The sequence below is a fragment of the Rhodococcus yananensis genome (assembly GCF_020515525.1).
GTDB classification, from domain to species: domain Bacteria; phylum Actinomycetota; class Actinomycetes; order Mycobacteriales; family Mycobacteriaceae; genus Rhodococcus; species Rhodococcus yananensis.
Genome location: NZ_JAIYEP010000054.1, coordinates 1 through 21778, shown reverse-complemented (window position 1 = coordinate 21778; position 21778 = coordinate 1). Strand labels below are relative to the sequence as shown.

At 67.1% G+C, this 21778-nt stretch carries 22 protein-coding genes; 20 read left to right on the top strand and 2 right to left on the bottom strand.

Annotated elements, in window-relative coordinates:
- Positions 1-15: 15 nt before the first annotated feature.
- From LDQ05_RS13825 to prfA, 6 genes are all read left to right on the top strand, one after another.
- Positions 16-1302: a homoserine dehydrogenase gene (locus LDQ05_RS13825; protein ID WP_226437544.1), complete on the top strand. Its 1287-nt coding sequence runs from the start codon at positions 16-18 to the stop codon at positions 1300-1302.
- The gene (gene thrC / locus LDQ05_RS13820; protein ID WP_226437537.1) at positions 1299-2390 is read left to right on the top strand and encodes a threonine synthase; all 1092 of its coding nucleotides are present in this window, start codon (positions 1299-1301) and stop codon (positions 2388-2390) included. Before LDQ05_RS13825 ends, thrC begins: the two co-directional genes overlap by 4 nt.
- Before the next feature lie 38 nt (positions 2391-2428).
- A complete protein-coding gene (thrB, locus tag LDQ05_RS13815; protein ID WP_226437536.1) occupies positions 2429-3358 on the top strand; it encodes a homoserine kinase in 930 nt (309 codons plus the stop codon).
- A gap of 433 nt (positions 3359-3791) precedes the next feature.
- Positions 3792-5786, top strand: coding sequence for a transcription termination factor Rho (gene rho, locus LDQ05_RS13810; protein ID WP_226437535.1), 1995 nt, complete (start codon positions 3792-3794; stop codon positions 5784-5786).
- Positions 5787-5936: 150 nt separating this feature from the next.
- Positions 5937-6170, top strand: a complete 234-nt coding sequence (rpmE, locus tag LDQ05_RS13805) for a 50S ribosomal protein L31 (protein WP_226437534.1) — start codon at positions 5937-5939, stop codon at positions 6168-6170.
- 143 nt (positions 6171-6313) lie between these two features.
- Positions 6314-7393 carry a peptide chain release factor 1 gene (prfA, locus tag LDQ05_RS13800; RefSeq protein WP_226437533.1) on the top strand — a complete coding sequence of 360 codons (1080 nt, stop codon included), beginning with the start codon at positions 6314-6316 and terminating at the stop codon, positions 7391-7393.
- A gap of 57 nt (positions 7394-7450) precedes the next feature.
- Here prfA and LDQ05_RS13795 read toward each other — a convergent pair whose 3' ends face one another.
- Positions 7451-7915, bottom strand: coding sequence for a hypothetical protein (locus LDQ05_RS13795; protein ID WP_226437532.1), 465 nt, complete (start codon positions 7913-7915; stop codon positions 7451-7453).
- A 113-nt stretch (positions 7916-8028) separates the two neighbouring features.
- On the opposite strand from LDQ05_RS13795, the gene prmC reads away from it, so the two are divergent.
- The 13 genes from prmC (at position 8029) to LDQ05_RS13730 (ending at position 19300) form a co-directional block, all read left to right on the top strand.
- Positions 8029-8994 (top strand): peptide chain release factor N(5)-glutamine methyltransferase, encoded by a 966-nt coding sequence (prmC, locus tag LDQ05_RS13790; RefSeq protein WP_226437531.1) that lies wholly within the window; start codon positions 8029-8031, stop codon positions 8992-8994.
- Positions 8995-9010: 16 nt separating this feature from the next.
- Positions 9011-9673: an L-threonylcarbamoyladenylate synthase gene (locus LDQ05_RS13785; protein WP_226437530.1), complete on the top strand. Its 663-nt coding sequence runs from the start codon at positions 9011-9013 to the stop codon at positions 9671-9673.
- Positions 9674-9746: 73 nt separating this feature from the next.
- Complete coding sequence (locus LDQ05_RS13780; protein WP_264185031.1) at positions 9747-10937, top strand: MraY family glycosyltransferase; 1191 nt, start codon at positions 9747-9749, stop codon at positions 10935-10937.
- An 11-nt stretch (positions 10938-10948) separates the two neighbouring features.
- Complete coding sequence (locus LDQ05_RS13775) at positions 10949-11419, top strand: Cg1360 family ATP-synthase-associated protein (RefSeq protein WP_226437529.1); 471 nt, start codon at positions 10949-10951, stop codon at positions 11417-11419.
- 259 nt (positions 11420-11678) lie between these two features.
- Complete coding sequence (gene atpB, locus LDQ05_RS13770) at positions 11679-12527, top strand: F0F1 ATP synthase subunit A (RefSeq protein ID WP_226437528.1); 849 nt, start codon at positions 11679-11681, stop codon at positions 12525-12527.
- A gap of 90 nt (positions 12528-12617) precedes the next feature.
- Positions 12618-12872, top strand: a complete 255-nt coding sequence (locus LDQ05_RS13765; RefSeq protein ID WP_169689876.1) for an ATP synthase F0 subunit C — start codon at positions 12618-12620, stop codon at positions 12870-12872.
- 13 nt (positions 12873-12885) lie between these two features.
- Entirely contained in the window at positions 12886-13449 is a 564-nt protein-coding gene (locus LDQ05_RS13760; protein WP_169689877.1) for a F0F1 ATP synthase subunit B, read from the top strand.
- A gap of 5 nt (positions 13450-13454) precedes the next feature.
- Positions 13455-14270: a F0F1 ATP synthase subunit delta gene (locus tag LDQ05_RS13755; protein WP_226437527.1), complete on the top strand. Its 816-nt coding sequence runs from the start codon at positions 13455-13457 to the stop codon at positions 14268-14270.
- 60 nt (positions 14271-14330) lie between these two features.
- The gene (atpA, locus tag LDQ05_RS13750) at positions 14331-15974 is read left to right on the top strand and encodes a F0F1 ATP synthase subunit alpha (RefSeq protein ID WP_226437526.1); all 1644 of its coding nucleotides are present in this window, start codon (positions 14331-14333) and stop codon (positions 15972-15974) included.
- Between the two features lie 48 nt (positions 15975-16022).
- Entirely contained in the window at positions 16023-17000 is a 978-nt protein-coding gene (locus LDQ05_RS13745; protein WP_226437525.1) for a F0F1 ATP synthase subunit gamma, read from the top strand.
- Between the two features lie 6 nt (positions 17001-17006).
- On the top strand, positions 17007-18455 hold the full coding sequence (atpD, locus tag LDQ05_RS13740) for a F0F1 ATP synthase subunit beta (RefSeq protein ID WP_226437524.1): 1449 nt from the start codon (positions 17007-17009) through the stop codon (positions 18453-18455).
- 6 nt (positions 18456-18461) lie between these two features.
- A complete protein-coding gene (locus tag LDQ05_RS13735) occupies positions 18462-18827 on the top strand; it encodes a F0F1 ATP synthase subunit epsilon (RefSeq protein ID WP_226437523.1) in 366 nt (121 codons plus the stop codon).
- A gap of 50 nt (positions 18828-18877) precedes the next feature.
- Positions 18878-19300 (top strand): DUF2550 domain-containing protein, encoded by a 423-nt coding sequence (locus LDQ05_RS13730; protein WP_226437522.1) that lies wholly within the window; start codon positions 18878-18880, stop codon positions 19298-19300.
- A gap of 42 nt (positions 19301-19342) precedes the next feature.
- On the opposite strand, the gene LDQ05_RS13725 is transcribed toward LDQ05_RS13730, so the two are convergent.
- Positions 19343-19915: a cob(I)yrinic acid a,c-diamide adenosyltransferase gene (locus LDQ05_RS13725; RefSeq protein ID WP_226437521.1), complete on the bottom strand. Its 573-nt coding sequence runs from the start codon at positions 19913-19915 to the stop codon at positions 19343-19345.
- A gap of 57 nt (positions 19916-19972) precedes the next feature.
- Between LDQ05_RS13725 and murA the strand changes: the two genes are divergently transcribed.
- Positions 19973-21235, top strand: coding sequence for a UDP-N-acetylglucosamine 1-carboxyvinyltransferase (gene murA / locus LDQ05_RS13720; protein WP_226437520.1), 1263 nt, complete (start codon positions 19973-19975; stop codon positions 21233-21235).
- Positions 21236-21778 lie beyond the last annotated feature (543 nt).

Below are 21778 nucleotides of genomic sequence, written 5' to 3'. Positions count from 1 at the left end.
TCCGGGCAGCGCCCGATCGGCGTGGCGGTCCTCGGCCACGGCACCGTCGGTGCCGAGGTCGTGCGCATCATCCGCGAGGACGCGGCCGACCTGCAGGAACGGATCGGTGCGCCGCTCGTGTTGCGCGGTGTCGCCGTGCGCGACACCACTGTCGACCGCGGTATCCCCGCCGACCTGCTGACCGCGGACCCCGACGCACTCGTCGCCCGCGACGACGTCGACGTCGTCGTCGAACTGATCGGTGGCATCGACCGGCCACGTGTGCTGGTGCGGTCGGCGCTGGATTCCGGGAAGTCGGTGGTCACCGCCAACAAGGCGCTCCTGGCCGAGTACACGGGTGAGCTCGCGCAGGCCGCCGAGGCCCAGAACGTCGACCTGTATTTCGAGGCGGCCGTCGCCGGTGCCATCCCGGTGATCCGTCCGCTGACGCAGTCCCTCGCCGGTGACCGCGTCGATCGGGTGATCGGCATCGTCAACGGCACCACCAACTTCATCCTGTCGGCGATGGACGAGACCGGCGCCGACTACGCGGAGACCCTCGCCGAGGCGAGCAGGCTCGGCTATGCCGAGGCGGATCCGACCGCGGACGTCGAGGGATTCGATGCGGCGTCCAAGGCGGCGATCCTCGCGTCGATCGCGTTCCACACCCCGGTCAGTGCGTCGGACGTGTACCGCGAGGGCATCTCCACGATCACCGCGGCCGACCTGACGTCGGCGCGCGCCCTCAACTGCACGATCAAGTTGCTCGCGATCTGCGAACGCATCCCGGAGCCCGGTGGTCGCGATCGTGTGTCGGCGCGCGTGTACCCGGCGCTGGTGCCGCGCGAGCATCCGCTCGCATCCGTCGGTGGTGCTTTCAACGCGGTGGTCGTCGAGGCGCAGGCCGCCGGCCGGCTCATGTTCTACGGTCAGGGCGCCGGCGGTGCCCCGACGGCCTCGGCGGTGATGGGCGACGTCGTGATGGCGGCGCGCAACCGTGTGCAGGGTGGGCGCGGCCCGCGCGAATCGAAGTACGCGCAGCTCGAGATCGCTCCGATGAGCGACATCGTCACCCGGTACTACGTCAACCTGCAGGTTGCGGACCGCGCCGGTGTGCTGTCCGCGGTCGCCGCGGAGTTCGCGACCCGCGGGGTGAGCATCTCCGCGGTACGCCAGGAAGGCGCCGGTGACGGTGCCCGACTCGTCGTGCTCACCCACCGAGCCACCGACCGGGCGCTGTCCGACACCGTCGCAGCGCTCGACAAACTCGAATCCGTGACCGCTGTGACCAGCGTCCTGAGACTGGAGGGATCCGCCGAATGAGTGCGGTCGAGAAGAACACCACCCCCGTGCACACCCCGTGGCCGGGCCTGATCGAGGCGTACCGTGCGCGCCTGCCGATCGGTGACGGTTGGAAGACGGTGACGCTGCGCGAGGGTGGCACGCCGCTCCTGCCGGCCGAGCGACTCTCCGAGATCACCGGTTGTGAGGTGCACGTCAAGGTCGAGGGACTCAACCCCACCGGTTCGTTCAAGGACCGCGGAATGACCATGGCGGTCACCGAGGCGCTCGCCTCGGGCAAGCAGGCCGTGCTGTGCGCGTCGACGGGCAATACATCCGCGTCGGCCGCCGCGTACGCCGCGAAGGCGGGCATCGGCTGCGCGGTCCTGGTTCCGCAGGGCAAGATCGCGATGGGCAAGCTCGCGCAGGCCGTCATGCACGGCGCGAAGATCGTGCAGGTCGAGGGTAACTTCGACGACTGCCTCGAGTTGGCGCGTAAGACCACCTCGGAGTTCCCGACGATCGGACTCGTGAACTCGGTGAACCCGGTGCGCATCGAGGGACAGAAGACCGCGGCCTTCGAGATCGTCGACGCGCTCGGCGACGCCCCCGACGTGCACGTGCTTCCCGTCGGTAACGCGGGCAACATCACGGCCTACTGGAAGGGCTACTCGGAGTACTTCGCCGACGGTCTCTCCACCCGTCGCCCCCGGATGCTCGGGGTGCAGGCGGCGGGTGCGGCACCGCTCGTGCTCGGGCATCCCGTCAACAACCCCGAGACGATCGCCACCGCCATCCGGATCGGCGCGCCCGCCTCGTGGAACGGCGCGGTCGCGGCGAAGGACGAGTCGAACGGTGCCTTCCGCGCCGCCACCGACGAGGAGATCCTCGAGGCATACCACCTGCTGGCGAAGTCGGAGTCGATCTTCGTCGAGCCCGCATCGGCAGCGTCCATTGCGGGTCTGCTCGCGGCGCGCAAGGAGGGCTGGCTCGAACCGGGCCTGAAGATCGTGTGCACCGTGACCGGAAACGGACTCAAGGATCCCGACACGGCGCTTCGCGACGTGCCCGTCGTGGAGCCGATCCCGGTGGACCCGGTCGCGGTGGCGTCGGCACTCGAGCTGGCCTAGTGGCTTCCCCGCCCACATCCTCCGTTGGGAGTCAGGACATGACGCAGACGTTGCCCGTGGGAGTCACGGTCACCGCTCGGGTGCCGGCCTCGAGCGCGAACCTCGGACCGGGGTTCGATTCGCTGGGTCTGGCGCTCGGTCTGTTTGACGAGATCACCGTCACCACAACCGATTCCGGCCTCAATGTGCGGGTCGAGGGTGAGGGTGCCCAGGAGGTGCCGTGGGGTCCCTCGCACCTCGTGGTGCGTGCGGTCGAGCGCGGGCTCGAAGCGGCCGGTGTGTGGGCCGACGGACTCGACGTGGTGTGTCGCAACGTGATTCCGCACTCGCGCGGGCTCGGATCGTCGGCATCCGCTGCGGTGGGTGGGCTCGCTGCGGCGAACGGTCTGGTCCGGAAGATCGCACCCGACCGCGTGCTCGGCGACGACCAGCTGGTGCAGCTGGCATCCGAGTTCGAAGGCCATCCCGACAATGCGTCCGCCAGTGTTCTCGGGGGAGTGGTGGTCTCGTGGAGCGAGGCCGCCGCCGACACCGAGCACCGCGTGTTCCGGGCGGTGTCGCTGCCGGTCCATCCGGACATCCGGGTGGTGGTGCTGGTGCCGTCGGTGCGATCGTCGACGGCGCACACCCGGGGGTTGCTACCCGAACTGGTTCCGCATCGTTCCGCGGCGTTCAACGTCAGCCGGGCGGCGCTGGCCGTCGTCGCGTTGACCCGCCGTCCGGACCTGCTCATGGCGGCGACGGAGGACCTGCTCCACCAGGCGCAGCGCGCGCCGGCGCTCCCGCTGACCACCAAGTGGATCGCGACGTTGCGTGCCGGCGGGATCCCGGCCACGGTGTCGGGTGCCGGGCCGACAGTGCTGGCCCTGACCACCGAACCGTTCCCCGCCGAACTGCGGGAGGCGGCGGAAGCCGACGGACTGACCGTCCTCGAACCGGAGATCTCAGACGGGGTACGGGTCGACTGAGACCCCTGCCCAACTCCTGCCGCACACACCCCGACGCCCTGCACCCGACCCTCGTCGACGGTCGCGGTGCAGGGCGCTGCGCGCCGGTCGGCCGAGTGGTCGATCACACACGAACCGTCAGTCACATCCATTCTTGCCCCGCGTACGGTTCGTCGCTATTCTGTGGGTGTCCGCACGTCGTGTGCTTCGGTCGCCGGATTCTCCAGGGCACTCACTCCAGCTCCATCGGGGCGATCGATCCTGGCCCGGTCCTCACCCGCTCCCGTTCCGAGGGAATGGGCAAGCCGCACCGATCCGTCGTCGACGGGGTGACGGACATGCCGATCGTTCGATTCCGTGAACTCGTACGGCAATCCCAGCTCAGTGCAAGAACTGATCTGTGGAACGAACCCTCGACTCTGCATGGAGCGGTCGAGGGAAGGAAAGGATCTCCGTGACAGATACGGACCTGATCGCTGCACCTGATGCCGACACCACCGCGACAACCGGGGGAGCTCAGGCCGGCGATTCTGCACAGACCTCGTCCCGTGGCGGACGCCGCGGTACCGGGCTGTCGGGCATGGTGCTCGTCGAACTGCGTGCCCTCGCCGCCGAGCTCGGCATCAAGGGAACCTCCGGGATGCGCAAGGGCGACCTGATCGCCGCCATCAAGGAGAAGCAGGGGGGAGGCGCCAAGGCTGCGCCGGCCGCGGACGACGCCACCGGCGCCGCTGCGGACAAGCCCGCCGAGAGCCCGGCACGCGGCCGTCGCGGTCGCGGTGGGCAGGCCGATGCGCCCGCCGCAGACAAGCCCGCTGCCGAGAAGCCCGCCGCCGAGAACGCCCCGGCCCAGGCGGATCGGACCGCGTCCCCCGAAACTCCGGTCGCCGACAAGCAGGGTGCCTCGGACGAGGATGCTCCGCGTCGCGGTCGTCAGCGTCGCGGTCGCCGCGGCGGCGACCAGGGCGAACAGTCGCCGAAGGCCGACGGCCAGGGCGTCGACGAGGGGCGTGCCCGGGACAACGCGAAGCGCGACGACAACAAGCGCGACGACAACAAGCGCGACGACAACAAGCGCGACGACAACAAGTCCGACGACGGCGGACGCCAGCGTGGCGACCGCAACCAGGGTGACCGCAACCAGGACGGTGGCGACCGCAACCAGGGTCCGCGTCAGGACAACCGCGCCTCGGACGACGACGAGGGTGGCCGCGGGCGCCGTGGCCGCCGATTCCGCGAGCGTCGGCGTGGCCGCGACCGCGGTGAGGGCGGGGACGGGCGCGAGCCGGAGATCAGGGAGGACGACGTCCTCCAGCCCGTCGCCGGCATCCTCGACGTGCTCGACAACTACGCGTTCGTGCGCACCTCGGGGTACCTTGCGGGTCCGAACGACGTCTACGTGTCGATGAACATGGTCCGCAAGAACGGACTGCGTCGCGGCGACGCGATCACCGGTGCGGTGCGCGTCCCTCGGGAAGGCGAGCAGGCCAACCAGCGGCAGAAGTTCAACCCGCTCGTGCGTCTGGACACCGTCAACGGCGGTGAGGTCGAGGCGGCCAAGCGGCGGCCCGAGTTCAACAAGCTGACCCCGCTGTACCCGAACCAGCGTCTGCGGCTCGAAACCCAGCCGAACATCCTCACCACCCGGGTCATCGACCTGGTGATGCCGATCGGTAAGGGGCAGCGCGCCCTGATCGTCTCGCCGCCGAAGGCCGGTAAGACGACGGTGCTGCAGGACATCGCGAACGCGATCGCCGTCAACAACCCCGAGTGCTACCTGATGGTCGTGCTCGTCGACGAGCGACCCGAAGAGGTCACCGACATGCAGCGCTCGGTCAAGGGCGAGGTCATCGCCTCCACCTTCGACCGCCCGCCGTCAGACCACACCTCGGTGGCCGAACTCGCCATCGAACGGGCCAAGCGTCTCGTCGAGACCGGTCGCGACGTGGTGGTGCTGCTCGACTCGATCACCCGGTTGGGTCGCGCGTACAACAACAGCTCGCCGGCGTCCGGCCGCATCCTCTCGGGTGGTGTCGACTCGACCGCGCTGTACCCGCCGAAGCGCTTCCTCGGTGCGGCCCGCAACATCGAGAACGGCGGCTCCCTCACGATCATCGCGACCGCGATGGTCGAGACGGGATCCACCGGCGACACCGTGATCTTCGAGGAGTTCAAGGGCACCGGCAATGCCGAGCTCAAGCTCGACCGCAAGATCGCCGAGCGGCGTGTCTTCCCGGCGGTGGACGTCAACCCGTCGGGCACCCGCAAGGACGAGCTCCTGATGAGCCCGGACGAGTTCGCGGTCGTGCACAAGCTCCGTCGGGTGCTGTCGGGCCTGGACTCGCATCAGGCCATCGACCTGCTCATCGAGCGGCTCAAGAAGTCACGGACGAACATCGAGTTCCTCATGCAGGTCGCGAAGACCGCGCCGGGGGCACTCGAGGACTGACGGCTGCGGCGGCCTCCGCCGCCGGGACGTCGATCGGGCCCGGGAATTTCTTCCCGGGCCCGATGGTTTGGCATAATCGAACGGCTCAGTCCGGTTCCGGTTCACGGCTCCGATCCGCGGAGTCGACCCGGCGACCACGAAAGGGACACCATGAAGGCAGGAATCCACCCCGAGTACGTGACGACGACCGTCGTCTGCGGTTGCGGGAACACGTTCGAGACTCGCAGCACCAAGGAGTCGGGACGGATCAACGTCGAGGTCTGCTCCAACTGCCACCCGTTCTACACGGGCAAGCAGAAGATCCTGGACACCGGCGGACGCGTCGCGCGCTTCGAGGCCCGCTACGGCAAGCGCACCCCGAAGAAGGCTGCGGCCGACAGCTAGCTGCAATGCCGGCGCCCGGTTCTGCTTCGTGCAGGCCGGGCGTCGGCATTTGTCGTTCCGGACGTCTCCCGTTCCGGAACACGCTTGCGGCGGCGACCGCGGAGCACCACATCTTCACCTATCGACACGAGCGGAGCGAACCCATGGCGGGGCAGACCAAGCCGTCGGCCATCGACGACATCCTGGCCGAACACGCGGGTCTGGAACAGCAGCTGTCGGACCCGTCGCTGCACGACGATCCCGCCGCTGCCCGCAGGGTCGGCAAGCGGTTCGCCGAGCTCGCACCCGTCATGGCGACGCACGCGAAGCTCTCCGCGGCGCGGGAGGATCTCGAGGCTGCCCGCGAACTCGCCGCCGACGATTCGTCGTTCGCAGCGGAGATCCCCGATCTCGAGGCGAAGGTCGCCGAACTCGACAAGGCCCTGACCGACCTGCTCGCACCGCGCGACCCGCACGACGGTGACGACGTGGTGCTCGAGGTGAAGTCGGGTGAGGGAGGGGAGGAGTCCGCGTTGTTCGCGGGCGATCTCGCCCGGATGTACACCCGGTACGCCGAACACGTCGGCTGGCGCGTCGAGATTCTCGGCGCCACCTATTCCGACCTGGGTGGATACAAGGACGTCACCTTGTCGATCAAGTCGCGGACGGCCACCCGCGACGGTGTGTGGTCGCGATTGAAGTTCGAGGGCGGCGTGCACCGCGTCCAGCGTGTCCCCGTCACCGAATCGCAGGGTCGCGTGCACACCTCCGCGGCCGGCGTGTTCATCTATCCGGAACCCGACGAGGTCGAAGAAGTCCAGATCGACGAGAGCGATCTGCGGATCGACGTGTACCGGTCGTCGGGCAAGGGCGGGCAGGGCGTCAACACCACCGACTCCGCTGTGCGAATCACGCACCTGCCCACCGGCATCGTCGTGACCTGCCAGAACGAGCGGTCGCAGTTGCAGAACAAGGCCCGTGCCATGCAGGTCCTCGCGGCGCGTCTGCAGGCCGCGGCGGAGGAGGCGGCCGAGGCGGAGGCCTCCGCCGGGCGCGCGAGTCAGGTCCGGACCGTCGACCGCTCCGAACGCATCCGCACCTACAACTTCCCCGAGAACCGCATCACCGATCACCGGATCGGATTCAAGGCGCACAACCTCGATGCCGTCCTCGACGGCGAGATGGGCGCGCTGCTCGAGGCACTGGGGACCGCAGACCGAGAGGCCCGGCTCACGGCGGAATGATCGTCGTGAGCCGGGCCCGGTGGTTCGAGGTTCTGCTGTGTCCGCCGTCGCGGAGGCTCAGTCACCCTCGACGGGAGCCGCAGGCAGGTCGGTGACGTCGATACCGGGCAGGACCACGCACGTCTCGCCCTCGGTGTTCTGTACCAGCCCGAACACCGCCGACACGACGGTGCCGGGGGTGGTCTGGACGAGGTTGACGGGGAGATCACCGATCCAGGGAGTGTCCGCGGGCGCCAGCGCGAACGGGCTGACACCGACCTGTCCGGTCGCGAGGTTGACGTACGCGAGCTGAGCGCCCGTCGCACCCTTGTCCATGATGTAGTAGAAGATCTGGCCGTCCTCGACCACCGGGTTCTCGGCCGTGGTCTGCGAGAAGACCTCACCGATCCCCGAACCACAGGCCAGTGTCGTCGGCTGGATGTCGATCGGCTCGGCCGAGGCGAGACCCGATCCGGCGAACGCGGCGGCGCCGCCGAGTGCTGCTGCCGAGAGCATGCGGAGCGTGCGTGCCGATTTCGTCATGACAATCTCCTTCTCGTGTTCTGCGACGTCCCGACGTTATCGACCCGTTGCCGATCTCGAGGCGAAGTCGACCTATTCGTCGCGGTTTCGTCACCGCATGGCACCCTGTATCCGTGAGTCGTCAACCCCTGCGTCTGGCCATCATCGACGCGGTGTCGGTACTCGAGGAATCGGGCGTTCCGAGTCCCCGCGTCGACGCCGAACTCCTGGCCGCGCACCTGCTCGGGATCGAGAGAACCCGCCTCGGTCTCGTTCCACTCGTCGACCCCGCGATGGTCGATGCGTACCGCGCGATGGTGGCGCAACGCGCCAAGCGGATCCCGCTGCAGTACATCACCGGAACGTCCGCGATGGGTGAGATCGACCTGGCGGTCGGGCCCGGGGTGTTCGTGCCGCGCCCCGAAACCGAACTCCTGCTCGCGTGGGCTCTGGCCTTTCTCGAAGGCTACGAGCGACGCAACCCCGTCGTGCTGGACCTGTGCACGGGATCGGGGGCTCTCGCACTCGCCATCGCCCACGCGCGTCCCGACGCGGTGGTCCACGCCGTCGAGCTCGAGCCGAAGGCACTCGCGTGGGCGCGGCGAAACGCGGAGACCCGGGCGGCGGAAGGCGACACCCCGATCGTCCTGCACCAGGGTGATGTCACCGACCGCTCGCTGCTGACCTCCCTCGAAGGCCTGGTCGACGTGGTGGTCACCAATCCGCCGTACATCCCCGAGAACGCGGACCTCGATCCCGAGGTGATCGACCACGACCCGCACACCGCGCTGTTCGGTGGCCCCGACGGGCTGTCGGTGATCAAACCGATGGTGTCGAACATCGCGCGCTGGCTGCGGATCGGAGGCGCGGTCGCCGTCGAACACGACGACACCAACGGTCGGCAGACGGCCGAACTGTTCGAGCAGCGCCGCGTCTTCGGCGAGGTCGCCGAGCATCCGGATCTCGCGGGCCGGCCACGATTCGTCGTCGCGCGACGTGTCGCCACCGACGTCGAGGCCACCCGGACCAGAGGCGGCACAGGCGCCGACACGGAACGTCCGGTGCGGACGCAGGGGCGGACCGAGGGCACATCCGCGTGAGTGGAAGGATGGTCGCGTGAGCACCGTGTACGACTGCAACCAACCGGATTCCCGTGCCGCGGGTCTGAACGCGGCACGCGGTGCCCTCAAGGCCGGGCGCCTCGTCGTGGTTCCGACCGACACCGTCTACGGCATCGGTGCGGACGCCTTCGACGGCGCCGCCGTGTCGGAGCTGCTCCGCGCGAAGGGCCGCGGTCGCGACATGCCGGTGCCGATCCTCGTCGGCTCGTGGACGACCATCGACGGTCTCGTCACGTCCGTGCGCCCCGAGGCACGAGAGCTCATCCGTGCGTTCTGGCCCGGGGGGCTGAGCGTGGTGGTGCATCAGGCGCCGTCACTGGCGTGGGATCTCGGCGACACCCGCGGCACCGTCATGCTGCGCATGCCGCTGCATCCCGTCGTGCTCGAGCTCCTGCGTGAGGTGGGGCCGATGGCGGTGTCCAGCGCGAACGTCTCCGGTCAGCCGCCCGCCACCACGATCGACGAAGCACGGGCACAGCTCGGCGAGTCGGTGGGGGTGTACCTCGACGGGGGACCGTCCCGCCACGCCGTCGCATCGACGATCGTCGACCTGACCGGCGACCGCCCCCGCATCCTCCGCGAAGGCGCGGTGACGGCCGAATCCGTCGCCGAAGTTCTCGGCGACGACCCCGAACGTCTCCGTTCGGGCGGGGAGTGACGGCGGAGGACGGGGGTTCGTGGGTGCAGGCTTCGTGAGTTCGGGGGTCGCGGTGGCGGCGGGGCACGGCGTCCTGCCCGAACCGGTCGCGGTGCTCGCGCAGGTGGCGCAGGGTGCCGGTGTCCCGATTCGGGAGTTGCTCCTCGTGTTGCTCACCGCCGCGGTGGTGACGTTTCTGTCCACCGGGTTGATCCGGCTGCTCGCCCTGAGGTTCGGTGCGGTCGCGACACCGCGGGACAGGGATGTGCACGTCGTCCCGACGCCGCGCATGGGCGGCGTCGGAATCTACTTCGGCTTGGTCGTGGGAATTCTGTTCGCGCAGCAATTACCCGCGCTCACACGGGGTTTCGAGTTCACCTCCGACATGAGTGCGGTGCTCGTGTCGGCGTCGATCATCGTGCTCGTCGGCATCATCGACGATCGTTGGGGCCTCGACGCACTCACCAAGTTCGTCGGTCAGGTCACCGCCGCGGGCGTCCTGGCGTTGATGGGTGTCAGCTGGCTCGTAATCTACAACCCGTTCAGCGGTTCCACGTGGGTGCTCGACCAGTTGCAGGGCGCGCTGCTGACCGTCGCGGTGGCGGCCGTGACCATCAATGCGATGAACTTCGTCGACGGACTCGACGGACTCGCCGCCGGGCTCGGATTGATCGCCGCTGTCGCGATCTGCATCTTCTCGGTGGGGTTGCTGCTCGATCAGGGCGGCGACGTCGCCGCCTATCCGCCGGCGCTGATCGCTGCGGCGCTCGCCGGGGCATGTCTGGGGTTCCTGCCCCACAACTTCCAGCCCGCCCGGATATTCATGGGCGACTCGGGGTCGATGCTGATCGGCCTGACCCTCGCCGCGATCTCCACGAGTGCGTCCGGGCGCATCCCGCTCAGCGCCTACGGATCGCGCGACCTCGTCGGTCTGCTGTCGCCGCTGATCCTCGTCGGTGCCGTGATGTTCATCCCGATCCTCGATCTGTTGCTCGCGATCGTGCGACGTACGCGGGCGGGGGTGAGCCCGTTCAGCCCCGACAAGATGCACCTGCACCACCGGCTGCTGCAGATCGGGCATTCGCACCGACGCGTCGTGCTGCTGCTGTACCTGTGGGTGGGGGTCCTGGCGTTCGGTGCCGTCGGTGCATCGCTGCTCGACCGCACCGCCGTCGTGTTGCTCACCGCCGGAGGGTTGGTGTTCGCGCTCGTCGTCACGGCGGTCCCGTCGTTGCGTCACGACGACGAGGGCGGCCGTCCGGGTCGTCGTCGGCGGGTCCGTTAGGCTCGTATACCGTGACCTCCCCGGATCGACCCGAGACGAATCCATCCCTTCCCGCGTTGCCCGACCCGTCGGCGCCGATGCGCGCCGCCGTCCGCTACGGCGTGCTGGGTCTGCTGGCCCTCGCCGTGGTGTCGTCGATCGTTTCCGTGCTGATCGCCGGCCTGCCGGGGTTGTGGGGAGCGCTGCTCGGCGCGGCGGTCGGGGGTGGCTTCATCCTGTTCACCGCACTCGGCGTGCTGTTGACCTCGAAGATGCCGGCGACGACGGCCGGGGCCGTGCTGCTGGGCACGTGGTTGCTCAAGTTGATCCTCGCCATCGTCGTGATGGCGGTACTCAAGCCGATGGATTTCTACAGCAAGGGCGCGCTGGTCCTGACGATCGTGTTCGCCCTGATCATCGTTCTGGGTTCCGAGACGTACGGGGTGCTGTCGCAGCGGGCGCTCTACGTCGATCCGAAGCCGTCTCCGGACGAGCGGAAGTAGTACCCGGCGGTAGTCCGGGGAGTGTGCAGGTCCGCACCCACCTACACGCTGTCGTAGAACAGTTGATAGGGTGTTCTCACGCGAGTGAGACAGCAGGTTGCCGCCCGTTCGGCCCGCTGCGGTTGTCACTCGGTAGGCGGTCGTGTTCAAATGACCGCCGAGTCGACGAGAGTCGCCGACACCGGCAGAAGCGGGACCGTGGAACGGTTCGAGCACTGGCGTATACGCGAGCCGACCTGGTCGACTTGTTGGATCGTCAATGTCCGATCGAACCGCAGACGGCAATGCCTGCGGCCGACTACGGGAGAGAGCGCTGAGCGTCACCACCTTGGCAGCCGGAGAATTCCACGCGCCGTCACTACAAGACTTCTTCCCACCGGCAATCTGGTTCGAAGGGACCCCCTTCGAGGTCGACCGGCTCATGCTGATCCGCGTCGTCGTGGCGGTGCTCGTCGCGGCGTTCTTCGTCATCGCGATGCGCAGCCCGAAGATCGTGCCCCGCGGCGTTCAGAACGTCGCCGAGATCATGCTCGACTTCGTCCGGATCCACATCGCCGAGGACATCCTCGGTAAGGAACAGGGACGCCGATTCCTTCCGGTCATCATCACCATCTTCTTCTTGGTGATCGGGCTCAACCTGACCGCGGTGATCCCGTTCATCAACATCTCGTCGAACGCCCGTATCGGTATGCCGATCGTGCTCGCCGCGCTCGCCTACATCGTCTTCAACTACGTGGGCATCAAGAAGTACGGCTTCTTCCGCTACGTGAAGAGCAGCATCGTCATCCCAAACCTGCCGCCCGCGTTGCACCTTCTGGTGATCCCGATCGAGTTCGTCTCGACGTTCATTCTGCGCCCGTTCACTCTCGCCATTCGTCTCATGGCCAACATGCTGGCCGGCCACATCATGCTGGTGCTGTTCTTCAGTGCCACGCAATTCTTCTTCTTCGATTCCGACGGATTGATGAAGGTGTTCGGCATCGGCTCCGTCATCGGCGGCATCGCGTTCACCTTCTTCGAGCTCCTGGTGATCGTCCTGCAGGCCTACATCTTCGCGCTGCTCACCGCGGTGTACATCGATCTGGCTCTGCACGCAGAAGAGCATTAGCTCGCCGACCAGCACCACCGACAGAAACACACAGACTGACTCGGTTGCCGACCCCCGGGGCCGAGCCACAAGAAAGGGAATGGAACACCAATGAGCGTTGCGCTTCAGGCAGTCGATGTCCTCGCACAGGAAGAGACTGTTTTGCTTGGTCTCGGTGCAGTCGGCTACGGCCTCGCCGCCATCGGCCCCGGCATCGGCATCGGCATCGTCGTCGGCAAGGCGATCGAGGGAATGGCCCGTCAGCCAGAGATGGCCGGACAGCTGCGCACCACGATGTTCCTCGGTATCGCATTCACCGAGGCCCTTGCGCTGATCGGCATCGTTGCCGGTTTCATCTTCAGTTGATTTGGTGGTCACGATGGCTGACAGCATCCTGATTCTCGCGGCAGAGGAAGGGGAGATCCCCAACCCCCTGCTCCCCGCGACGTACGACATCGTCTGGTCGCTGGTCGCCCTGATCGTCGTCGGTTTCGTCTTCTGGAAGTACGTACTTCCGATGTTCCAGAAGGTGCTCGACGAGCGTTCGGAGCTGATCGAAGGCGGCATCAAGAAGGCGGAGGAAGCCCAGGCAGAGGCGAAGGAAGCGCTCGAGCAGTACCGCGCTCAGCTCGCCGAAGCTCGCACCGAGGCTGCACAGATCCGCGAGGAGGCCCGCACTCAGGGCCAGCAGATCATCGCCGATATGAAGGTTCAGGCACAGGAGGAGAGCGACCGCATTGTCGCTGCCGGTCACAACCAGCTGCAGGCCCAGCGTCAGCAGATCGTGGCCGAACTCCGGAGCGACCTCGGTCGCAGTTCGGTCGATCTCGCCGAGAAGATCATCGGTGAGTCTCTCGCCGACGACGTCAAGCGTGCCGGCTCGATCGATCGGTTCCTCAACGAACTCGATTCCCTCAGCGCTGACTCTGCATCCGGAAAGTGAGCACAATGTACGCAGCAAGCCGTGAGGCACTCGCTCATGCGCGTTCCGCACTGCAGTCCGCCCTGGGCTCGGGTGCCGCGACTGCCGCTGCGGCTCAGGCCGGCTCCGAACTGTTCTCGGTGGTCGAGGTTCTCGACGGTCAGCGCACCCTCCGCGGTGCGCTGGCCGACGCCTCCACCGACGCGGCAGCTCGCGAGGCGCTGGCCGAGCAGGTCTTCGGGGGCCAGGTTTCGGCCGCGACCCTCGCGACCGTGAAAGCCGCGGCGGGGCAGGACTGGTCGGCGCAATCCGACCTGACCAACTCTCTCGTGCAGCTCGGTCGTGAGGCGCTGCTGAGCGCGGCGGCCGACCAGGACCAGCTCGACACCGTCGAGGACGAGCTCTTCCGCCTGGGTCGGATCGTCGCCGGAAACGGCGAACTCGAGCAGGCGCTGTCCGATCGGAACACGCCGGCACAGGCCAAGCGTGACCTTCTCTCCCGACTGCTCTACGGCAAGTCGACCGCGATCACCGAGGCCCTCGCCGTTCACGCGGTGGGACGTCTCCAGCAGTCGCCGGCCGACGCGTTCGACGAGTTGTCGGCGCTCGCCGCGACACAGCGGGATCGCGCGGTCGCGCACGTGCGCAGTGCGGCACCCCTCGGCACGGAACAGTCGGAGCGGCTCGCCGCGACGCTGACCCGCGTCTACGGGAAGCCTGTCACGGTGCACGTCGAGGTCGATCCCGAGCTTCTCAGTGGATTGGTCGTCCGGGTGGGCGACGAGGTCATCGACGGCAGTGCGGCGGGTCGACTCGCGGCAGTGCGCAAGAGCCTGACGTAGTCCACTACCGAACACACACACAGATCTTTTCGAAGACCAGATACCGAGAGCAGGAAGAACATGGCGGAGCTGACGATCTCCTCCGACGAGATCCGTAGCGCGATTGACAATTACACCGCGAGCTACTCCCCGGAGGCCTCCCGCGAGGAGGTCGGCGTGGTCGTCGACACCAGTGACGGCATCGCGCACATCAGCGGTCTGCCGTCGGCGATGGCCAACGAGCTGCTGGAGTTCCCCGGCGGCGTGCTGGGCGTGGCCCTCAACCTCGAAGCCACCGAGATCGGTGCCGTGATCCTGGGTGACTTCCAGGAGATCGCGGAAGGGCAGGAAGTCAAGCGGACCGGCGACGTGCTGTCGGTGCCGGTGTCCGACAACTTCCTCGGCCGCGTCGTGAACCCGCTCGGTCAGCCGATCGACGGACTCGGCGACATCGAGGCCGACGAGAACCGCGCCCTCGAACTGCAGGCCGCGACGGTGCTGGAGCGCCAGCCCGTCGAGGAGCCGCTGCAGACCGGCATCAAGGCCATCGACGCGATGACCCCGATCGGCCGCGGACAGCGTCAGCTCGTCATCGGTGACCGCAAGACCGGCAAGACCGCGGTCTGCATCGATGCGATCCTCAACCAGAAGGCCAACTGGGAGTCCGGCGACCCCAAGAAGCAGGTCCGCTGCATCTACGTCGCCATCGGCCAGAAGGGCTCGACCATCGCGGGCGTCAAGCAGGCCCTCGAGGAGAACGGCGCGATGGAGTACACCACCATCGTCGCGGCTCCGGCCTCCGATTCGGCCGGCTTCAAGTGGCTCGCCCCCTACACCGGTTCGGCTCTCGGCCAGCACTGGATGTACCAGGGCAAGCACGTCCTCGTCGTGTTCGACGACCTCACCAAGCAGGCCGAGGCGTACCGCGCCATCTCGCTGCTGCTGCGTCGCCCGCCGGGCCGCGAGGCCTACCCCGGCGACGTCTTCTACCTGCACTCGCGTCTGCTCGAGCGTTCGGCGAAGCTGTCCGACGAGCTCGGTGGCGGCTCGATGACCGCGCTGCCGATCATCGAGACCAAGGCCAACGACGTCTCGGCGTACATCCCGACCAACGTCATCTCGATCACCGACGGTCAGGTCTTCCTCGAGTCCGACCTGTTCAACAAGGGCGTCCGCCCCGCGATCAACGTCGGTATCTCCGTCTCCCGTGTCGGTGGCGCCGCGCAGACCAAGGGCATGAAGAAGGTCTCCGGTTCGCTGCGTCTGGAACTGGCCCAGTTCCGTGAGCTCGAAGGCTTCGCCGCCTTCGCCTCCGACCTGGACGCCGCATCGAAGGCACAGCTCGAGCGCGGTCAGCGTCTCGTCGAGCTTCTCAAGCAGGACCAGTACTCCCCGGTCGCCGTCGAGGACCAGATCGTGTCGATCTTCCTCGCGGGTGAGGGTGTGTACGACTCCGTGCCCGTCGGCGACGTGCGTCGCTTCGAGGCGGAGCTCCTCGAGGATCTCCACCGCAACGCTTCGGGTGTCTACGAGCAGATCGCCGGTGGCACCGCGCTGAGCGACGAGTCGATCGAGGCGCTGACGTCCGCGACCGCCACGTTCAAGGAGGGCTTCATCGCCTCCGACGGCAGCCGCGTCGTCAACGAGGCCGAGGCCGAGGCGCTGGGCGCCGACGAGGTCGAGCAGGAGCAGGTCTCCGTCAAGCGCACCACCGTTCGTAAGTGAGCGTGGAGACCATGACCCAGCGTCCAGTGAAGGGAGTGTGATCGACGAATGGCGAACTTGCGTGAACTGCGCTCGCGAATCAAGTCGGTCAACTCGACCAAGAAGATCACCAAGGCGCAGGAACTGATCGCGACGTCGCGGATCACGAAGGCCCAGGCCCGAGTGGCAGCGTCCAAGCCTTACGCCGAGGAGATCACCAACGTCCTCTCGGAGCTGGCCAGCGCGTCGGCGTCGTTGGATCACCCCCTGCTCAACGAGCGCGAGAACCCGAAGCGCGCCGCCGTCCTGGTGGTCACCAGCGACCGCGGTATGTGCGGTGGCTACAACTCCAACGTCCTCAAGGAGGCGGAGGAGCTGCGTCAGCTGCTCATCAGCGAGGGCAAGGAGCCTGTGCTCTACGTCCTCGGTGGTAAGGGCCTCGCGTACTACACCTTCCGCGATCGCAACGTCTCGGGTGCGTGGACCGGCTTCTCGCAGGAGCCGCGCTACGCAGACGCTGCGAAGGCCAGCCGGCACCTGGTGGAGCTGTTCATGGCCGGTTCCGGCACGGAGGTCGCCGCACCCAACGGGGAAGGCACCGTCGAGGGCGTCGACGAACTGCACATCGTCTACACCCGGTTCGTGTCGATGCTGAGCCAGGTCCCCGAAGTGCGCCGCATGGCGCCCCTCGAGGTCAGCGTCACCGAGGACGAGATCGAACTCGGTGAGGACATGCTCAGCGACGGCCACCACAGCTCCGGTGGCCCCAAGCCCGACTACAACTTCGAGCCGGAAGCGGCGACTCTGCTCGCCGCCCTCCTGCCGAAGTACATCGGCACGCGTATCTTCGCGTCGCTGCTGGAGGCTGCGGCCTCGGAGTCGGCTGCCCGCCGCACCGCGATGAAGGCCGCGACGGACAACGCCACGGAACTGGTGAACACCCTCAGCCGTCAGGCGAACCAGGCCCGCCAGGCCCAGATCACCCAGGAAATCAGCGAGATCGTCGGCGGTGCCGGTGCGCTCGCCTCGAGTGCAGGAAGTGACTGAACCACAATGACCGCAGCAGTAACCGACAACAACGCCGGTGCGGCGTCGGCCCTTGCCGGGCGCGTCGTCCGCGTCATCGGCGCCGTCGTCGACGTGGAGTTCCCGCGTGGCGCCGTGCCCGAGCTGTTCAACGCCCTGCACGCAGAGGTCACTCTGCCGTCCGTGGCGAAGACCCTGACCCTCGAGGTTGCGCAGCACCTGGGTGACAACCTGGTCCGCACCATCTCGATGCAGCCGACCGACGGCCTGGTGCGCGGCACCTCCGTCGTCGACTCCGGTCGTCCGATCTCCGTTCCCGTCGGTGACGTCGTCAAGGGCCACGTGTTCAACGCCCTCGGTGACTGCCTCGACGCGCCGGGTACCGGCCGCGACGGCGAGCAGTGGGGCATCCACCGCAAGCCCCCGGCCTTCGACCAGCTCGAGGGCAAGACCGAGATCCTCGAGACCGGCATCAAGGTCATCGACCTGCTGACCCCGTACGTCAAGGGCGGCAAGATCGGTCTGTTCGGTGGTGCCGGTGTCGGCAAGACCGTTCTGATCCAGGAGATGATCACCCGTATCGCGCGTGAGTTCTCCGGCACCTCGGTGTTCGCCGGCGTCGGCGAGCGCACCCGTGAGGGCACCGACCTCCACCTCGAGATGGAGGAGATGGGCGTTCTCCAGGACACGGCCCTCGTGTTCGGCCAGATGGACGAGCCGCCGGGAACGCGTATGCGCGTCGCCCTGTCCGCGCTGACGATGGCGGAGTACTTCCGCGACGTCCAGGGACAGGACGTTCTGCTGTTCATCGACAACATCTTCCGTTTCACCCAGGCCGGTTCCGAGGTCTCGACCCTGCTCGGTCGTATGCCCTCGGCCGTGGGTTACCAGCCGACGCTGGCGGACGAGATGGGTGAGCTGCAGGAGCGCATCACCTCGACCCGTGGCCGCTCGATCACCTCGCTGCAGGCGATCTACGTGCCCGCCGACGACTACACCGACCCGGCGCCGGCCACCACGTTCGCGCACCTCGATGCGACCACCGAGCTCTCGCGTCCGATCTCGCAGATGGGTATCTACCCCGCTGTCGATCCGCTGACGTCGACCTCGCGCATCCTGGAGCCGGGCATCGTCGGCGCGGACCACTTCCGCGTCGCCAACGAGGTCAAGCGCATCCTGCAGAAGTACAAGGAACTGCAGGACATCATCGCCATCCTCGGTATGGACGAGCTCTCCGAGGAAGACAAGGTCACGGTCGCTCGTGCCCGTCGTCTGCAGAAGTTCCTCGGTCAGAACTTCATCGTCGCCGAGAAGTTCACCGGTCAGCCCGGTTCGGTCGTGCCGCTGCGCGACACGATCGAGGCCTTCGACCGCGTGTGCAAGGGCGAGTTCGACCACCTGCCGGAGCAGGCGTTCAACAGCTGCGGTGGACTCGACGACGTCGAGGCCGCTGCCAAGAAGATCGCCGGGAAGTAGGCCCCGATGGCTGAGATCACCGTGGACATCGTCGCCGTCGAAGAACGCCTCTGGTCGGGTACGGCGACGCTGGTCACCGCTCAGACCACCGAGGGTGAGATCGGCGTCATGGCCGGTCACGAGCCGGTCCTCGGCCAGCTCGTCGAGGGTGGCGTCGTGTCCGTGAAGACCGTGGAGGGCGAGCGCATCGTCCTCGCGGTGCACGGCGGATTCCTCTCCGTGACCGCGACCGGCGTGACCGTCCTCGCCGAATCGGCGGATCTGGTCGACGACATCGACGTCGAGGCCGCCAAGGCGGTCCTGGCGGAGAGCCAGGACGAAGCCGAGCTCGCTGTGGCTCGGGGCCGTCTGCGGGCTGTCGAGCGGGCCTGAGAGCAAGAACAGGGAAGCCGCGACGGAGCCGACGAGCAGTGTCAGTAGGGATGATCGTTCTCATCGTTCTGGTGGCGCTGCTCGCGGCCTCCGTCGCGGCTCTGCTGTATCGGGTGACGAAACTGCGCGGCGGGGGCACCGCCGCGATCCTGCGCGTGATGCCGCAGAACGACGGCATCGGGTGGCGACACGGCATCATCCGCTACGGCGACGACACGCTCGTGTTCTACAAGCTGTCCAGCCTGAGGCCGGGACCGGACTCGCGGATGAGCCGTCAGGGCACCGAGATCCGGGCGCGTCGGGGTCCCTCGGGCAGCGAATACGACATCATGACCGACGACATCGTCATCCTCGACATCGTCGATCAGGACGATCACTACGAGATGGCACTCGACGGAGGCGCGCTCACCGCGTTCCTGTCGTGGCTCGAATCGCGACCGTCGGGTCGGTCGCAGCGGCGCCGGATGTTCTGAGACCGCCGGACGCTTCGACTCCGGCGGCCCATCGGGCGGGGTTCAGGCCCCGGCGCCCGGTTTCCACAGCACGTCACCGTCCGGATTCGCGATTCGGCCGAGGATGAACAACAGATCGGACAGTCGGTTGAGATACTTGGCCGGCAACACGTTCGTCGTCTCCGGTGCCGCATCCACCGCCGCCCACGCCGACCGTTCGGCGCGCCGCGCCACAGTGCGAGCGGTGTGCAGCAGTGCGCCGGCGGGAGTTCCTCCGGGAAGAATGAACGAGTTGAGCGGTTCCAGCTCCTCGTTGAACTCGTCGCACCATCGTTCGAGACGGTCGATGTACTCCTGCGTGATGCGCAGGGGCGGGTACTTCGGATTCTCGGCGATCGGGGTGGACAGATCCGCACCTGCGTCGAAGAGATCGTTCTGGATCTGTGTCAGAACAGGAACCAGCCGTTCCGGGACATCGCCCAGCGCCAGCGCGACACCCAGCGCCGCATTCGTTTCGTCGCAGTCCGCGTAGGCGACCAGACGTGCGTCGTTCTTGGACACCCGGGAGAAGTCGCTCAGCCCGGTCGTACCGTCGTCGCCCGTACGTGTGTAGATCCGTGTGAGGTGCACAGCCATGGCCGTCACGGTACCGGCTCTCACCGGTCGGAAGTGACGTGGTTACGCTGTGTCGTTGTGAGTGAACGCTTTCTTGTCACGGGTGGGAACCGACTGGTCGGTGACGTGCTCGTCGGCGGTGCCAAGAACAGTGTGCTCAAGCTGATGGCGGCCGCGCTGCTCGCCGAGGGCACCAGCACCATCACCAACTGTCCGGACATCCTCGACGTGCCGTTGATGGCCGATGTCCTGCGCGGACTCGGCTGTCATGTCGAGCTCGACGGCGACGTCGTCCGGATCACGACGCCGGCGTTGCCCGAGTACCACGCGGATTTCGCGGCAGTCCGTCAGTTCCGGGCATCCGTGTGCGTCCTGGGACCGCTCGTCGCGCGATGCAGAAAGGCGGTCGTCGCGTTGCCGGGCGGCGACGCGATCGGATCGCGTCCCCTCGACATGCATCAGACGGGCCTGCGACTGCTCGGCGCACACAGCACGATCGAACACGGCTGCGTCGTCGCCGAAGCCGACGACCTGCACGGAGCGACGATTCGGCTTGCCTTCCCGTCGGTGGGCGCCACGGAGAACATCCTCATGGCGGCGGTGCTCGCCAAGGGCGAGACCACGATCGACAACGCGGCCCGTGAGCCGGAGATCGTCGACCTGTGCACGATGCTGGTGCAGATGGGCGCTCGCATCTCCGGGGCCGGCAGCACCACCCTCCACATCGTCGGCGTCCCGGCACTGCAGCCCACCGAACACCGTTGCATCGGCGACCGGATCGTCGCGGCGACGTGGGCGATCGCCGCGGTCATGACGCGGGGCGACCTGTCGGTCCACGGTGTGAATCCGAAGCATCTGGCTCTGGTACTCGAGAAACTGCGGATCGCCGGCGCAGAGGTCACCCCCCAGCCCGACGGGTTCCACGTGGTGCAACACGATCGTCCCCGCGCGGTCAACGTCGCGACACTGCCGTATCCGGGATTCCCCACCGACCTGCAGCCGATGGCGATCGGGCTGGCGGCGATAGCCGACGGCACATCGATGATCACCGAGAACGTCTTCGAGGCGCGATTCCGCTTCGTCGAGGAGATGATCCGGCTGGGTGCCGATGCCCGGACCGACGGCCACCACGCCGTCATCCGCGGCGTCGAGGAACTGTCGAGTGCTCCCGTGTGGGCCTCGGACATCCGGGCCGGCGCAGGTCTGGTGCTGGCGGGGCTGTGTGCGGACGGGGTGACCGAGGTGCACGACGTCTACCACATCGACCGCGGGTATCCGAGGTTCGTCGAGATCATCAAGGAACTCGGCGGCGACATCGAACGCGTCGGAACGGACTCGTGACCGGACGTCGTGTGCTGCGGGTCACCGGAAGGCGTCGAGCCGATCACGACGGATCGTGATTCGCCGACCTGCGTGTTTCCGCACCGAGATGGGCGATGACCAGGCGATTTGGTGTTCCGGTTCATCCTCGCGTAACTTATTTCAGGTCAGAGCGACACGGACACCGACCCGGACCGCGAGGTACGGGACAACGAGGTTGGACGAAGGCGCCTGAATTTCACTGGTTGTCAATCTTCTGGTAGGGTTGGTGACCGCACCGCTTCCCGAGAGGGCGCGGAGAACGAACAGTCACCCCGAGATAACGGACATCCGTCCGGAGTCGACGTGTGTGCGTGTTCTTTGAGAACTCAACAGTGTGCCGATGAATGTCAGTGCCAATATTATTTGGTGCGACCACCCCACTTTTGTGGGTGGTTGTTGCTGGCTGTCACATTCTTCCGTCTGTGATGGTCAGTGTTTTTGCTAGTTTGAGTTTTTATGCTAGTGATTCGGCTCTTTTGTCTATGACTGATCGGCCCTTCGGGGTGTTGATCGAGAGTCTTT